The 15,411-nt window shown below is 60.5% G+C and carries 13 protein-coding genes and 1 pseudogene; 4 read left to right on the forward strand and 10 right to left on the reverse strand.

The features are described from left to right. Positions 1–38: 38 nt before the first annotated feature. The 6 genes from ACLD1X_RS08600 to kdpF all read right to left on the reverse strand — a co-directional run bounded on the left by ACLD1X_RS08600 (position 39) and on the right by kdpF (position 8,097). The gene (locus ACLD1X_RS08600) at positions 39–728 is read right to left on the reverse strand and encodes a response regulator (RefSeq protein WP_429366943.1); all 690 of its coding nucleotides are present in this window, start codon (positions 726–728) and stop codon (positions 39–41) included. Between the two features lie 48 nt (positions 729–776). Continuing rightward, positions 777–3,428: a DUF4118 domain-containing protein gene (locus ACLD1X_RS08605; protein WP_429366944.1), complete on the reverse strand. Its 2,652-nt coding sequence runs from the start codon at positions 3,426–3,428 to the stop codon at positions 777–779. Positions 3,429–3,558: 130 nt separating this feature from the next. Further along, the gene (gene kdpC / locus ACLD1X_RS08610) at positions 3,559–4,104 is read right to left on the reverse strand and encodes a potassium-transporting ATPase subunit KdpC (protein WP_429366945.1); all 546 of its coding nucleotides are present in this window, start codon (positions 4,102–4,104) and stop codon (positions 3,559–3,561) included. A 132-nt stretch (positions 4,105–4,236) separates the two neighbouring features. Continuing rightward, entirely contained in the window at positions 4,237–6,294 is a 2,058-nt protein-coding gene (gene kdpB / locus ACLD1X_RS08615; RefSeq protein ID WP_429366946.1) for a potassium-transporting ATPase subunit KdpB, read from the reverse strand. A 10-nt stretch (positions 6,295–6,304) separates the two neighbouring features. Beyond that, complete coding sequence (kdpA, locus tag ACLD1X_RS08620; RefSeq protein WP_429366947.1) at positions 6,305–7,999, reverse strand: potassium-transporting ATPase subunit KdpA; 1,695 nt, start codon at positions 7,997–7,999, stop codon at positions 6,305–6,307. A gap of 8 nt (positions 8,000–8,007) precedes the next feature. Next, positions 8,008–8,097: a K(+)-transporting ATPase subunit F gene (gene kdpF, locus ACLD1X_RS08625; protein WP_007899818.1), complete on the reverse strand. Its 90-nt coding sequence runs from the start codon at positions 8,095–8,097 to the stop codon at positions 8,008–8,010. 219 nt (positions 8,098–8,316) lie between these two features. On the opposite strand from kdpF, the pseudogene ACLD1X_RS08630 reads away from it, so the two are divergent. The 4 genes and pseudogenes from ACLD1X_RS08630 to ACLD1X_RS08645 form a co-directional block, all read left to right on the forward strand. Beyond that, positions 8,317–8,457, forward strand: a pseudogene (locus tag ACLD1X_RS08630) (dTDP-glucose 4,6-dehydratase); the annotation flags it as partial. Continuing rightward, on the forward strand, positions 8,454–9,329 hold the full coding sequence (gene rfbA, locus ACLD1X_RS08635) for a glucose-1-phosphate thymidylyltransferase RfbA (RefSeq protein ID WP_429366948.1): 876 nt from the start codon (positions 8,454–8,456) through the stop codon (positions 9,327–9,329). The pseudogene ACLD1X_RS08630 and the gene rfbA, both read left to right, overlap by 4 nt. Positions 9,330–9,516: 187 nt before the next feature. Then, positions 9,517–9,684, forward strand: coding sequence for a DUF2897 family protein (locus tag ACLD1X_RS08640; protein WP_079246726.1), 168 nt, complete (start codon positions 9,517–9,519; stop codon positions 9,682–9,684). Positions 9,685–9,852: 168 nt separating this feature from the next. Further along, entirely contained in the window at positions 9,853–10,410 is a 558-nt protein-coding gene (locus ACLD1X_RS08645; protein ID WP_429366949.1) for a TetR/AcrR family transcriptional regulator, read from the forward strand. Here ACLD1X_RS08645 and fabF read toward each other — a convergent pair. From fabF to ACLD1X_RS08665, 4 genes are all read right to left on the reverse strand, one after another. Beyond that, positions 10,407–11,681, reverse strand: coding sequence for a beta-ketoacyl-ACP synthase II (gene fabF, locus ACLD1X_RS08650; RefSeq protein ID WP_429366950.1), 1,275 nt, complete (start codon positions 11,679–11,681; stop codon positions 10,407–10,409). The genes ACLD1X_RS08645 and fabF overlap by 4 nt on opposite strands. Before the next feature lie 31 nt (positions 11,682–11,712). Continuing rightward, the gene (locus ACLD1X_RS08655) at positions 11,713–12,507 is read right to left on the reverse strand and encodes an SDR family NAD(P)-dependent oxidoreductase (RefSeq protein ID WP_429366951.1); all 795 of its coding nucleotides are present in this window, start codon (positions 12,505–12,507) and stop codon (positions 11,713–11,715) included. A gap of 455 nt (positions 12,508–12,962) precedes the next feature. Further along, on the reverse strand, positions 12,963–13,298 hold the full coding sequence (locus tag ACLD1X_RS08660) for a ComEA family DNA-binding protein (protein ID WP_429366952.1): 336 nt from the start codon (positions 13,296–13,298) through the stop codon (positions 12,963–12,965). Between the two features lie 113 nt (positions 13,299–13,411). Beyond that, a complete protein-coding gene (locus ACLD1X_RS08665) occupies positions 13,412–15,406 on the reverse strand; it encodes a polysaccharide biosynthesis protein (protein ID WP_429366953.1) in 1,995 nt (664 codons plus the stop codon). Positions 15,407–15,411: the final 5 nt, after the last annotated feature.

Here is a 15,411-nt window from a genome sequence, read left to right on the forward strand (position 1 = left end):
CGCGATGGGGCCAGATCAGTCACCACAAAATTTCAAAACTACTCACTCAACAACCGATACCCCACCCCCGCCTCGGTCACGATGAACCTGGGCCGGGTCGGGTCATCCGCCAGTTTCTGGCGCAAGTGCCCGACCACGATGCGCAGGTAATGAGTGTCTTCGGTGTGCGTCGGCCCCCAGATGTCCTTGAGCAATTGCTGCTGGGTGATCACCCGCCCGGGATGCCGCGCCAGTTGCGCCAGCACAGCGTATTCCTTGCGCGTCAGCGCGACCTCGATACCGTCGAGCAGCACCCGGCGATACGCCAGGTCGACCGTCAATGGACCGAAGGTGAGCGCCGCTTGCTGCACCTCGCCGACGGGTGCCTGGCGCAACAACGCGCGAATCCGCGCCAGGAATTCCTGAATGCCGAACGGCTTGGTCACGTAGTCATTGGCGCCGCCATCGAGGGCCTCGACTTTCTGCCCTTCACCGGCACGCACGGAAAGTACCAGCACGGGCACCGTCGACCACTCGCGAAATTCGCGTAATACCTGTTGGCCATCCATGTCCGGCAAGCCGAGGTCGAGCACCAGCAAGTCCGGTTTGTTCAACGCAGCCTGTGCCAATCCGTCATTGCCGGTGCCGGCCTCGAGCACCTTATAGCCCTGGGAGGCGAGGCTGATGCGCAGGAATTTGCGGATCTGCGGTTCGTCGTCGATGACCAAGATGGTCGCGGTCTGGCTCATGAATTCACATCAACACAATGAAGTGGCAAGAGAGTAGCGCAAGCACGATCAGGCTTCACTCTCGTATCCCGGTTGAGCCTGCAACGGCAAGTGCAAGGTGATGCAGGTGCCGCGCCCCTCGATGCCATCGGCAACGCTGATGCGCCCGCCATGGGCACCGACCATGCCCTGACAAATCGCCAGCCCCAGCCCGGTCCCCTGCCCGCCACGATCACCCCGCGCCGCGGTGTAGAACATGTCGAAAATCTTCGCCCGCTCCTCCTCCGGAATCCCCGGCCCCTCGTCGCTGACCGAGAAAAACAGCTCACTGTCATCCGCCCCGGCGCGCAATTGCAAACGCCCGTGGGACGGCGAAAACCGCGCGGCGTTTTCCAGCACGTTGACCAGTGCCTGTTCGATCAGCGCAGCATGCACGAACAGCAACGGTAACTCGGCCGGTACGTCGGTGCTGACCTGCAACGGCGCAAGGACTGCCCGCAGGCGGTTGAGCGCACTGCCGACGATGTCTGCCGGCGATACCCAGTCCCGCGCCAGCTTCAGGGCACCGTGGCCGAGACGGGTCATGTCGAGCAGGTTTTGAATGTAGCGGTCCAGGCGCTCGGCTTCATCGCGGGTGCCTTCGAGCAGTTCCCGTCGATCCTCCAGCGGGATCGCTTCACCCAGGGCCAGCAGGCTATCGATACTGCCGCGCATGGACGTCAACGGTGTGCGTAGATCGTGGGACACCGAAGCCAGCAAGGCACTGCGCAACTGCTCGGTTTCGCCGTGCAACCGCGCCGCTTCCAGATCGTCGGCCAGTTGCGCCCGGGCCAGCGCCTGGGCCAACGGTTGGGTCAGCGCGGTCAACAAGCGTCGGCGCTGGCCGCTCAGGGTCTGGCCTTCCCTGGCGCATACGCCGAGCAACGCCAGCGGGCCGTCCTCCACTGATAACGGCCACCACCACCAGCGTCCGAACGGCAAGGTACCGGTGCCCGCACCCGCCGGTTGATCGTGTTGCCAGGCCCAATCGGCGGCGGCGCGCTCGGCTTCGGTGAACGCCAGCGGGCCACCGGTTTCGATTTTCCATTCGCTTTGCCCGTCGCGATTGAGCAGGCACAGTTGCACATCGCTCCAACCGTTGAGGTGCTGGGCGGCCGCGCTGACCACCGCCTGGCGGTCGGTGGCGGCGGTCAGCTTGCGTGACAGGTCGAGCAATTCAGTGGTCTCTTCCTGAGTGTCGCGCAGTGCCTGCAATTGCCGACGCTGGCGCGCCGCGAGGTTACCGGTGAGGGCCGCCATCAACAGGAAGAACAGCAAGGTCAGCACGTCTTCTTCGCGCTGGATGCTGAAAGAAAAATTCGGTGGAATGAACAGAAAGTCGTAGGTCAGAAACGACAGAGCCGCACAGGCCAGGGCCGGCCCGAGACTGCTGCGCACCGCCACCAGCAACACGGCGGCGAGGAACACCAGTGAAATATTGGGCAGTGGCAATACACTCGCCACGGCCCAGGCCAGGGCACTGGCCAGAACCGTCGCGACCACAGCCAACGCGTAGTCGAACCAGACCAGTGAATGCATCGACCGCTGATGGGGTTGATGCGGTTGGTGATCGCTGTCGAGAACGTTGATTTCCAGTCCGCGGGCATTGCGCAGCAGCCGCGCTGCCAGCCCGCCACCGAACAGACGTCGGCGCAAACGCGGCCGGGACTGGCCGACCAGCACCAGGCTGGCACGGCGTTCGGCAGCGTGCTGGATCAAGGTCTTCGCCACCTCACCGGCCCGCAGCAGCACCACTTCGCCCCCCAGCCGTTCGGCCAGTTGCTGGGCGTTTTGCAGGCGCAGGCGCGACTGTTCGTCCCGCACGCGGCCGTTGTCCACGTGCACCAGGCTCCAGGGCAGGTGCCGCCGTTGGGCCACGCGACTGGCATGCCGTACCAGACGCTCAGCCTGGGCATCGCCGTCGACCCCTACCAGCAAACGCCCGCGTACCGCTGGCGCCGCTTGACCGAGTTGACGATAGCCTTGGGCCAGATCGTTATCGACCTGGGCCGCAGCAGTTTGCATCGCCAGTTCGCGCAGGGCCGTCAGGTTGGTCTGGGAAAAGAACGCGTCGATGGCCGCCCGCGCCTGCTCCGGTACATAGACCTTGCCGTCACGCAAGCGCTCCAGCAATTCCCGTGGCGGCAAGTCGATCAGCAGCAGTTCGTAGGCCTCCTGCAATACCCAGTCCGGCAGGGTTTCACGGACCTGCACGCCGGTAATGCCGCGCACCTGATCGTTGAGGCTTTCCAGATGCTGGACGTTGACCGTGGTGTACACGTCAATGCCGGCGGCGAGCAGTTCCTGAATGTCCTGCCAGCGCTTTTCGTGGCGGCTGCCGGGGGCGTTGGTGTGCGCCAGTTCGTCGACCAGCACCAGTTTCGGCTTGGCGACCAGCAGACCGTCGAGGTCCATTTCCTCAAGCAATACGCCACGGTATTCCGAGCGCAGCAACGGCTGCTGCGGCAAGCCGCCAAGCAGTGCTTCGGTTTCGGCCCGGCCGTGGGTTTCGACGACGCCGGCAATGACTTTCACCCCTTGGCGTAACTGGGTGTGGGCTGCCTGCAACATGGCGTAGGTCTTGCCCACCCCCGGCGCGGCGCCGAGAAATACCTTGAGCCGGCCACGGCCATCGCGGGGCAGGTCTGCTAACAGTGCATCGGCGCGGCCGGAGTTGCTCATGCCAGTGGGTCTCATTTTTCAGATGTTCATGTGGTGATGCCAAGGTGGTCTTCGCGAGCAGGCTCGCTCCCACAGAGGCATGCATTCCCATGTGGGAGCGAGCCTGTTCGCGAATGGCTGCGCCACCGATCTACAGTTTTTCCAGCGCCAGATTCAATTCCAGCACATTCACCACCGGCGGGCCTACCAATGGCTGCTCGATGTGGGCGTCCAGCAGTTGTTGCAGTGTCGCCACCGGCAGATTGCGCGCTGCCGCAACACGCGCCAGTTGATAGGCAATCGCCGCCGGTGGCAAGTGTGGATCCAGACCGCTGCCGGAGGTAGTGACCAGCGCCAATGGCACCGGCCCCTGGCCTGGTACCAACTGCTTGTTGGCGTCGTCGATCACACGAGTGGCCAAGGCCGGGTTGCTCGGTGACAGGTTGCTGGCACTGCTCGACACGGTAGCAAAGGCACCGGCCGATGGGCGCGGGTGAAACCAGGCGTCACCGACGAAATCCTGGGCGATCAGCGAGGAACCGCGGACCTTGCCCTCGGCATCACGCACCAGGCTGCCGTTGGCTTGATCCGGGAACGCGACCTGGGCCACGCCGGTGACCACCAGTGGATAGGCGACGCCGGTGATCAGCGTCATCAGGACCAGCAGGCTCAGGGCCGGGCGTATCAATGTGGACATTTCAAAATCCTCGAATTGCAGGAGCGAGCTCGCGATGTACCGCAGGGCACTGCGTTCATCCAGACAGAGCGCGTTATCGTTATCGCCCATCGCTGGCAAGCTGGCTCCTACAGTGGGTGTGGGGGTGTTCAGTCAAACCAGATGCAACGCCGTCAACAGCATGTCGATCGCCTTGATGCCCACGAACGGCACCAGGATCCCGCCCAGTCCATAGATCAGCAGATTGCGTCGCAACAACGCCGCCGCACTCGCCGCCTGCACGCGCACACCGCGCAATGCCAGCGGGATCAGCACCACGATGATCAGGGCGTTGAATACGATCGCCGAGAGAATCGCGCTCTGCGGACTGCTCAGGTGCATCACGTTGAGCACGCCCAGTTGCGGGTAGATCGCGGCGAACAGCGCCGGCAGGATCGCGAAGTACTTGGCCACGTCGTTGGCGATGGAAAAGGTCGTCAGCGCACCGCGGGTCACCAGCAACTCCTTGCCGATCTGCACCACGTCCAGCAGCTTGGTCGGGTCGCTGTCGAGGTCGACCATGTTGGCCGCTTCACGTGCCGCTTGCGTGCCGTCGTTCATCGCCATGCCGACATCCGCCTGGGCCAGTGCCGGGGCGTCGTTGGCGCCGTCGCCGCACATGGCGACCAGACGACCGTCGTTTTGCTCGTGACGAATGCGCGCCAATTTTTTCTCAGGCGTAGCTTCCGCCAGCACGTCATCCACACCCGCTTCGGCGGCGATGGCGGCGGCGGTCAACGGGTTGTCGCCGGTGACCATGACGGTGCGAATGCCCAGCTTGCGCAGTTCGGCGAAACGTTCGCGGATGCCGGGCTTGACCACGTCCTTGAGGTGGATTGCACCGAGCAGCTTGCCGTCGGCACACACCAGCAACGGCGTGCCGCCGCTTTGAGCGATCCTGTCGATCTCACGGGACAACGGCGAAGTCAGATCAGCCCGCTTGAGGTCCACGAACGCCAGCAACGAATCCACCGCGCCTTTGCGAAACACGCGCCCCTGATAGTCGACACCGGACAAGCGGGTTTCGGCACTGAATGGCACGGCGGTCAGCACATCGGCGGATGGCTCCGGCTGCGGATGAGTGCCACGCAGGTATTCGACGATCGACTTGCCTTCAGCGGTGTCGTCGGCCAGCGAAGCCAGCAATGCGCCTTCGGCCAGTTCCCTGGCGGTCACACCCGGGGCGGCATACACCGCCGAGCAACGACGGTTGCCGAAGGTGATGGTGCCGGTCTTGTCCAGCAGCAGGACGTGCACGTCGCCCGCCGCCTCCACCGCACGACCGGACTTGGCGATCACGTTCAGGCGTACCAGCCGGTCCATGCCGGCGATACCGATGGCCGACAGCAACCCGCCGATGGTGGTCGGAATCAACGTGACCAATAACGCCACCAGGAACACCAGCGGCAGGCTGCCATTGGCGAAGTGGGCGAACGGTTGCAGGGTCACGACCACCATCAGGAAGATCAGTGTCAGGCCGATCAGCAGGATGTCCAGCGCCACTTCGTTCGGGGTTTTCTGGCGTTTGGCGCCTTCGACCAGGGCGATCATGCGGTCCAGGGTCGACTCGCCAGGGTTGGCGGTGATCTTCACCAGCAACCAGTCGGACACCAGCCTTGTATTGCCGGTGACGGCCGAGCGGTCGCCACCGGACTCGCGGATCACCGGCGCCGATTCACCGGTAATCGCCGCTTCGTTGACCGCCGCGATGCCTTCGATCACTTCGCCGTCACCAGGGATCATCTCCCCTGCTTCGACGCGCACCACATCGCCCTTGCGCAGGCTGGTGGCCGGCACCACCTGGAAGGTGCCGTTGCTGGTCTTGCGCCGGGCGCTGAGACCTTCGCTACCGGCCTTGAGGCTGTCGGCACGGGCCTTGCCGCGACCTTCTGCCAGGGCTTCGGCGAAGTTGGCGAACAGCACGGTGAACCACAGCCACACCGCGATCTGCGCGGCGACGAAGGTCGGCACCGCCGTGTCCGGCACGAAGCACAGCACGGTGGTCAGGATCGCCGTCAGTTCGACCACCAGCATGACCGGCGCACGTTGCAATTGCCGTGGGTCGAGCTTGACGAAAGCTTGCACCAGCGCCGGACGCCACAGGGCCGAGATTGCGGTTTTCGGTTGTTCCGGCGCCTTGGCGGCGACGGTTTTAGTTACGGGCATATTCATCATTGATTCCTCAGAATCCCATGCTCAGGTGTTCGGCAATCGGACCCAACGCCAGCGTCGGCAAGAAGGTCAAACCACCCACCAGCAAAATGGTCACGGTCAGCAGGGTCACGAACAGCGGGCCGTGGGTCGGAAAGCTGTTCTGGCCGATCGGTGCGGTTTTCTTCATCGCCAGGCTGCCGGCCAGGGCCAGGACCGGGAGGATGTAACCGAAACGACCGATCAACATGCCCAGACCCAGCATCAAGTTGTGGAATGGGGTGTTGGCGCCAAAGCCACCAAAAGCGGAGCCGTTGTTGGCGCTGGCCGAGGTGTAGGCGTAGAGCAGTTGACTGAAACCGTGGGCGCCAGGGTTGCTCACGGCAGCCACCGGGCCTGGCAGGCTGGCGGCGATCGCGCCGAGCACCAGTACGCCGATTGGCATGACCATCAGGGTCACCACCAGCAATTGCACTTCTCTGGCCTGCAATTTCTTGCCGAGGTATTCCGGAGTACGGCCGATCATCAGGCCGGCGAGGAACACCGCGATCAACACGTTGAGCAACATGCCGTAGAGCCCGGCACCGACGCCGCCGAAGATCACTTCGCCGACCATCATGTTGACCAGCGCCACCATGCCGCTCAACGGGTTGAGGCTGTCGTGCATGCCGTTCACCGAACCGTTGGACGCGGCCGTGGTGGTCACCGACCACAGCACGGTAGCGGTGGTGCCAAAGCGTGCTTCCTTGCCTTCCAGCGGCGCGGCCTGTTCGACGGCGACATTGTTCAACGCCGGGTTCGGTTGGTATTCAGCCCACAGCGAGGTCGCGCCACCGATCAGGAACAGCGCCAGCATGCAGGCAATGATCGCGCGACTCTGACGCAGGTCCTTCACGTAGTGGCCGAAGGTAAACACCAGCGCCACCGGGATCAGGATGATCGATGCCATCTCGAACAGGTTGGACCAGGCGGTCGGGTTCTCGAACGGATGCGCCGAGTTCACGCCGAAGAAACCGCCACCGTTGGTGCCCAATTGCTTGATCGCAATCTGGCTGGCGGCCGGGCCCAGCGGGATCACTTGATCAGCGCCCTGCACGGTCAGCGCATTCACGTATTGCGCGAAGGTTTGTGGCACGCCCTGCCAGACCAGATACAGCGCCAGCAGCAGGCACAGCGGCAACAATCCGTAGAGGGTGGCGCGGGTCATGTCGACCCAGAAGTTGCCAAGCGATGAAGTGGATTTGCGACCGATGCCGCGGCACAACGCGACCAGAACGGCCAGGCCGGTGGCGGCGCTGACAAAGTTCTGCACGGTGAGGCCGACCATCTGGCTCAGATAGCTCAAGGACGCTTCGCCGCTGTAGGCCTGCCAGTTGGTGTTGGTCATGAAACTGACGGCGGTGTTGAACGCCAGCGTCCACTCCTGGCCCGGCAGGTTTTGCGGGTTCAGCGGCAAGTGGTCCTGGAACAACAGGATCGCGAACAGCAGCAGGAAACCCCCCAGGTTGAACGCAAGCAGAGCCAGCGTGTACTTCTGCCAGCTCTGTTCGGCCTGCGGATCGACGCCGGCCAGACGATAACAACCGCGTTCGACCGGGCCGAGAATCGGCGTCAGCCAGGTACGCTGCCCTTCCATCACCTTGTAGTAGAAGCGCCCGAGAAACGGTGCCGGGACCAATACCACCGCGAAAAACGCGAGGATCAGCCAATAATCATAACTGTGCATAGCCGCTCCTAGTTCCGGTCCGCGCGCAACAGCGCAACCAACAGATAAATGAACAGCCCCACTGCCAGCAGCAGTGACACCCCGTCCAGAACGCTCATGGAAGTTCTCCGTGTTACGGCTTATTGCCGCGTGTGGAGTCATTGTCGGAAAGGAGGCTGTAAAGGAACGAGACCGAGGGTGCGCGCAGGGCATAAAGAAAGCGTAAAGAGTGGGTTTACGCTGGGGTTACAGGGTGCGGGAAGGCGTTCCAGTACGGAGAAAAACGGGCGTATTGTGCTCAGTGCGCTAAATTGAACGCGAACCGGACAGAGCCCCCCCCAGAAGAAACGTTCTAAACCGGCTTGCGCAAAACCGTTCAACGGTATCTGGACATCATGCAATGGTGTCGCCGTGTTCAAGATGGCAGCTATCAGGGCGTACGCCTCAGTGCCATCAATTCCTGGGAGTTGCTGGCATGAACAAAGGCATCGTTTTGGCGGGTGGCTCGGGCACACGCCTGCATCCGATTACCCTCGGAGTGTCGAAACAGCTGTTGCCGGTCTACGACAAGCCGATGATCTACTATCCGATCTCGGTGCTGATGCTGGCCGGCATCAAGGATATTCTGCTGATCTCCACCCCGCAGGATCTACCTCAGTATCGCGATCTACTGGGTGACGGCAGCCAGTTCGGGGTGAACTTCAGCTTTGCCGAGCAGCCATCACCGGATGGCCTGGCCCAGGCTTTTCTGATTGGCGAAGCGTTCATTGGCAATGACCCGGTGTGCCTGATCCTGGGTGACAATATCTTTCATGGTCACCGCTTTGGCGAACAATTGCAGAACGCGGTAAAACGCGCCTCCGGTGCCACCGTGTTCGGTTACTGGGTCAAAGATCCCGAGCGCTTCGGTGTCATCGATTTCGACAGCAAAGGGCGTGCGCTTTCGATCGAAGAAAAACCGAAAAAGCCGAAGTCCGGTTATGCCGTTACCGGCCTGTACTTCTACGACAACGACGTGATCGAGATCGCCAGGTCAGTGAAGCCTTCGCCACGCGGCGAACTGGAGATCACCGACGTCAACAATGCCTATCTGCAACGTGGCGATCTGCAGGTCGAGCGTTTTGGTCGAGGTTTCGCCTGGCTCGACACCGGCACCCACGAAAGCTTGCTCGAAGCCTCTCAGTACGTGCAAACCATCGAACACCGCCAAGGCCTGAAGGTGGCGTGTCTGGAGGAAATCGCCTATGAAATTGGCTGGATCGATCGCGACCGGTTACTGGAACGTGCCCGGTACTTTGGCAACACCGGCTATGGCCGGTACCTGGCCAAAGTGGCGGGGGAACAGCAATGAGCCTGACGGCGGCAGGTTTCGTGTACTTCATGCTGACCGGACATTGAACGCGTTCGGGTGAACCTTCAACAACAGGCATAGAATGGGGGTGATAGCGATGGAACTGCGATGAAACCCCATCACTCAAAGTGATATGCACGAACGGTTGGCGAACCCTTGCCGACTGTCTGTTTTCAAGGAGAATCCTATGCCCTGGTATGCCTGGTTGATTCTGGTCGTTGCCATCGGCTCGATCGTTGGTGGTCTGATGATGCTGCGAGACACCGCCAACAAGGTCGAGCTGACCGAGGAGCAACGCAAGCGCGTCGCCGAACGCAATGCGGAAATGGATGCCAAGGAAGCCCAGGACCGCTGACTGAAAAACCCCGCCTTGATCGGCGGGGTTTGTTTTTGCGTGAAAGTCCCTGAAATCACACCGCTTTGTACCCAAATCGAAGCAACTGCATGCTTTTTAGAAATAGAAGTACAGTCACCATGCAATTTTCATTGGTTAATATGTGCCGCATTGATGCGGAGATATCAGATGCGTTACTCGCAGGACCATAAAGCCCAGACCCACCAACGCATAATCAAGGAAGCTTCAGCGCGATTTCGACGCGACGGTATCGGCGCGACCGGGCTACAACCCCTGATGAAAGCACTGGGCTTGACCCACGGTGGCTTTTACTCGCACTTCAAGTCCAAGGACGAACTGGTAGAGAAAGCCTTGCAGGAAGCTGGCGACCAAGTCGACGAGTTGTGCGCGCAAATCTTCGCCGAAGAGCACCCGCTCGAAACCTTCATCGACACCTACCTGTCCGAATGGCATCAAACCTCGCCTCACGAGGGTTGCCCGCTGCTGACCATTTCTTCGGAACTGGGGCTGCGTGGACAACCGAGCCCCACCAGCGACGTCGTGCTCCAGGCGCGACTCGATCAGATCCAGCACACCCTTGACGGAGAGCACACCGCTGAGCGCAGCATTGTCATAATGTCCACGCTGGTCGGCGCCTTGCTGCTATCGCGCAGCGTCGCCGACGCCGAGTTTGCCCAACGGATTCTCGACGTCGCGCGCGAACACCTCAAACGCTCACAGGATTAACCCTGCCAACGCTTGAACAGCACACTGGCATTGACCCCGCCAAAGCCGAAACCGTTGGACAACGCATAGTCGATGGCCATCGGCCGTGCGCTGCCATGAACGATATCCACACCTTCAGCGGCAGGGTCCGGGCTCTCGAAATTGAGCGTCGCTGGCACAATCTGGTCGCGAATCGCCAACAATGTAAAGATCGCTTCGAGTCCACCCGCTGCACCGAGTAAATGCCCGGTTGCCGATTTGGTTGATGTCACAGCGATGCCATTTTCTGCCCCGAACAATGCCTTGATTGCCGCCAGCTCACCCAGATCCCCCACCGGAGTCGAGGTTGCATGAGCATTCAGATGTTGAACCTGAGCCGGCAACACACCTGCCTGTGCCAATGCCAACGACATCGCTCGCCGCGCACCGCTGCCATCCTCGGGGCCGGCTGTCAGGTGATAGGCATCGGCACTGGTGCCATAGCCGACCAGTTCTGCCAGGGGCTGGGCGCCCCGGGCCAGCGCATGGTCCAGAGACTCGACCACCAGCAGCCCGGCGCCTTCTCCCATGACAAAGCCATCGCGACCACTGTCAAAAGGTCGAGAAGCACGCTCAGGCGTTTCGTTGTAAGCGCTGGACAAGGCGCGAGCAGCCGCAAACCCGGCAAGGCTGACCCGATCGATTGCCGCTTCCGCACCGCCGCATACCGCGATATCCGCCTCACCCGCGCGAATCAGCCGCGCTGCGTCGCCAATCGCCTGGACCCCGGCCGCGCATGCCGTGACTGGCGCGCCCAAGGGCCCCTTGAAGCCATGCTGGATCGACACATGACCTGCCGCGAGGTTGACCAGAAATGAAGGGATCGTGAAGGGAGACAAACGCCTCGGACCTCGGCTATCGGTGGTTCGCACCGCGTCGGCAATCGCACCGAAACCGCCCACACCAGAACCGATGATGGTGGCTGTGCGTTCCTGGGCATTGGCGTCCAGTGCTTGCCAGCCGGCTTGCTCCAGTGCCTGACGCGCCGCTTCCATGGCGAACAGAATAAAGCGGTCCATCTTCTTCTGTTCCTTGGGTGGCGTTGCCAGGTCCGGATCGAACCCCGCCTGCGGATCATCAGCCAGCGAAGGTACCGCACCTCCAACCTTGGCCGGCAGGTCGGCAACCACTTCCTGCGGCAGGTTGCGCAGTCCGGAACGTCCGGCCAGCAAACGCTCCCAGACCACCTCGACACCGCTTCCCAGCGGCGATACCAGGCCCATACCTGTTACTACCACGCGACGATCACTCATACCGCACACACCTCAAGCCGATTGATGACGCTTACCGATAACGGGCAGCGGCCTTGCTTTTGGAAAGGTTAGGCGCCATCACAAGACGCGCCGCCACGAACGCATCCCAATCGCCCGCATCCGGTAACGAAGGAATGGTGACCAACTCACCCTGGTCCAGACCCGACAATGCAGCATCGACCATCTCACCCGCCTCCATCACCATTTCCGCAGGAATCTGTGACGCATCGATTCCAGAGCGCTCCCAGATCTCGGTTCGTGTGACACCGGGCAGCACCGCCTGGACCTTCACCCCGGTGCCATTGAGTTCGGCATTCAACGATTGAGTCAGGCTCAATACATAGGCCTTGCTGGCGCTGTACGTCGCGTTGAAACGTTCGGGAAACAATGCCACCACCGATGCAATATTGATAATGGTGCCACGCCCCACTTTGGTAAAACTGGCCGCAGCCGCCGAGGCCAATCGCGTGACCGCGGTAATGTTCAACTGAATCATTCGCTCCAGTTGATCGGTATCGGCATTGGCCAATAGCCCGTCTGCCGCCACGCCGGCGTTATTGAGCAACAGGCTGATGCTCGAATCGCTGCGTAACCGCTGTTCAAGCTGCAGCACGTCTCCTTTTTGGGTCAGATCCGCCTTCAGCACTTCGACCTTGATCCCGTGCGCCGAGCGCAGCTTGCCAGCCGCCGCCTCCAGCCGCTGCTCGTCGCGAGCCACCAGCAACAAATCAAAACCACGGGCTGCCAACCGCTCAGCGTAAACCGCCCCGATACCGGAAGAAGCACCAGTGACGAGAGCCGTACCTTGTGACTGAACCGAATTCATGATTGCGCTCCTGAAGGATGCCGAGGGATGCCTGACGCCAAAGCACTGCGGCGCAGACGATTTATATTATAGGCATAATTCAAATTCAATATGATAGCCGTAATTTTTTATCCCCGAGGAACGGTCGGTTCTCGTCGGTAGTCCAGCCAGAATCAGAGTAGACCCGCAATGAACGTGAAACTGCGCTAAACCGCTGCGATGGAATGAACGGTCATGCCAATCGCCATCCCGTGTCCTGGAGCACGATAACCCTACAGCTCAGGCGAGTTTCCTGCGCCAGAGGCGGCGCAGACGAGCATGCGTTTTCGAAGGGCGACGGCTTCAACGACATCATCGACCGTTTCGGTGCCAGCGCCGATCAATCTGTTTTCCTCGGCGTCAGCAGTAACGGCGGTCAAGTCTTACTACAGAAAAAAGCCGATCAAATGATCGGCCTTTATCGTTCAATCACACCCTTAGTTAACCTCGATCCTTTCGCGGTTTTTATCCAGAATCGCTTTGCCGATACCCTTCACCTCCAGCAATTCGTCAATTGACGCAAACGCACCATTACTTTCACGATAAGCAACAATCGCCTTGGCTTTTTCCTCGCCCACTCCAGCCAGCTCACGTTGCAGCGTAGCTGCATCAGCGCTATTGAGATGGACTTTGCCGGATTGCACCTTGGTGGCCACATCCTGCACCAGCGGCGCACTGGTCGCCTCAGTTGCGTTGCCTGGCGCCGCGTTTGCTGCAAGAGAGAGACTGCCGAGAAGGGCGAAAACCAGAGAATGGAAACTGCTTGTACGCATTAGTGAATGCTCCATGCCATCGTTTGAGAAAGCAGCTTCTCCGAAGCTGCTCTCCAAACTTAGGCTATGCCACTGAGCTGTCAAAAATGTGTACGTTACTGGATATGAAACAATCAGGGCTCAAGGCGACGCTGCTGGTAGATCCAGTCGACAATCTCGCCGTCCGGGGTATAGCCGCTGACGGTGTCGCGCAACAGCTGGCGGACGCGCGTATAGTCGTCCTGATCCACCGCGCCAAGCAACTCGGTCAACTTGCCCTTCAACAAATCCCAGGGCAGGTGATCCTCGTTGGCCGTCATGATCATCGGGTGCTGTGTGGCCGCCACGTTGTCACCGATCAGTAGCTCTTCGTAAAGCTTCTCGCCCGGACGCAACCCGGTGAACTCGATGGCGATGTCGCCATGCAGGTTTCTTTCCGAGCGAACGCTCAGGCCGGACAAATGGATCATCTTCTCGGCCAGCTCGACGATTCTCACCGGCTCCCCCATGTCCAGGACAAAAACATCACCGCCCTGCCCCATGGAGCCCGCCTGGATCACCAGCTGCGCCGCTTCAGGGATGGTCATGAAGTATCGAGTGATCTTCGGATGCGTGACAGTCAGCGGACCGCCCGACTTGATCTGTTTGTGAAACAACGGAATGACCGAACCTGACGATCCCAGGACGTTACCAAACCGTACCATCGTGAAGCGCGTTTTGTTCACGCGCGAAACATTGCTCGTATCACCGAACAATACCGGAGCCAACTCACGACTCAGCGCTTGCAACGTCAGCTCGGCAAGGCGCTTGGTACTGCCCATGACATTGGTAGGTCGCACGGCCTTGTCCGTCGAAATCAACACGAAGTTGGCCACTCCCGCCTGGAGCGCAGCCTGGGCAGTATTGAGCGTGCCGATCACATTGTTGAGCACACCTTCGGCGATGTTATGTTCGACCATGGGGACATGCTTGTAGGCGGCAGCGTGATAAACCGTATCTACTCGCCAGGTTTTCATGACATCCAGCAACTTGTTCGGGTTGCGAACCGATCCAAGAATCGGCAAAAGGCGGATGGACAGAGACTCTCGAGCGACCCGCTGCTCCAGTTCGGACAAGATGGAGTAGAGATTGAACTCACTGTGCTCAAACAGCAGAAGCGTTGTCGGGCGCAGCGCCAGGATCTGCCGGCAAAGCTCGGAGCCAATGGAGCCCCCCGCCCCCGTGACCAACACGGACTGACCCTTGATGCAATGTTCGAGCAAGTCAGCCTGGGCCGGGACTGCGTCACGCCCAAGAAGATCGGCAATGTCCACTTCCTGGATATCGTCGACCTTGACCCGGCCGCTGGCCAGGTCCATGAAACCCGGGACACTTCGTACGTGCAACGGAAAGCCTTCGAGAAACCCGAGAATCTCTCGGCGGCGTCCACGGTTGGACGATGGGATGGCGAGGAGAATTTCCTGAGCCCCCGTGTTGTCGATCATCTGCTGGATGTGCTCGGGCTTATACACCTGCAATCCGGAGATCACCCTGTCGGCGATTCCGCTATCGTCGTCGATAAAAGCAACAGGCCGCATGACGCGCCCCATCCGCAAGGCGGCGACGAGTTGGTTACCTGCCGCCCCCGCGCCGTAAATAGCCACTTTCGGCAGACCATCGTCCCGGCTGGTGAACGGGACGTGCTGGGCAGCGCTGAACCAGTCCCCCATAAAGTACTGACGCATGGCCAGGCGCAGCCCGCCGATCATGATCAGGCTCAACCACCAATAGTTGAAAATGATCGAGCGAGGAACGACGTTTTGATGATTGCTGTACCAGTACACCACAACGCCAAGTATCAGGGAGGACAGTGTCACTGCCTTGATAATGGCAATGAGCGCGTCATTTCCAAAGTAGCGCATCACCGCACGGTACATGCCAAAGCGGATGAAAAGAGGAATGGCGATGACAGGTGCACTGACAAAAAGCCAGACGTGCTGAGTGAACGGGTTGATTAACTCGTCCAGTCCAAGGCGCACAACGAACGCCATCCACAGCGCAAACCAGACCAATGAAATATCAGTCAGAACCTGCAGAATGCGTTTATGTCGTCTTGGCAGACTTAACAACATTGCCCGAATCTTATCCATAACCC

The sequence above is a fragment of the Pseudomonas sp. 18173 genome (genome assembly GCF_050432945.1).
GTDB lineage: Bacteria > Pseudomonadota > Gammaproteobacteria > Pseudomonadales > Pseudomonadaceae > Aquipseudomonas.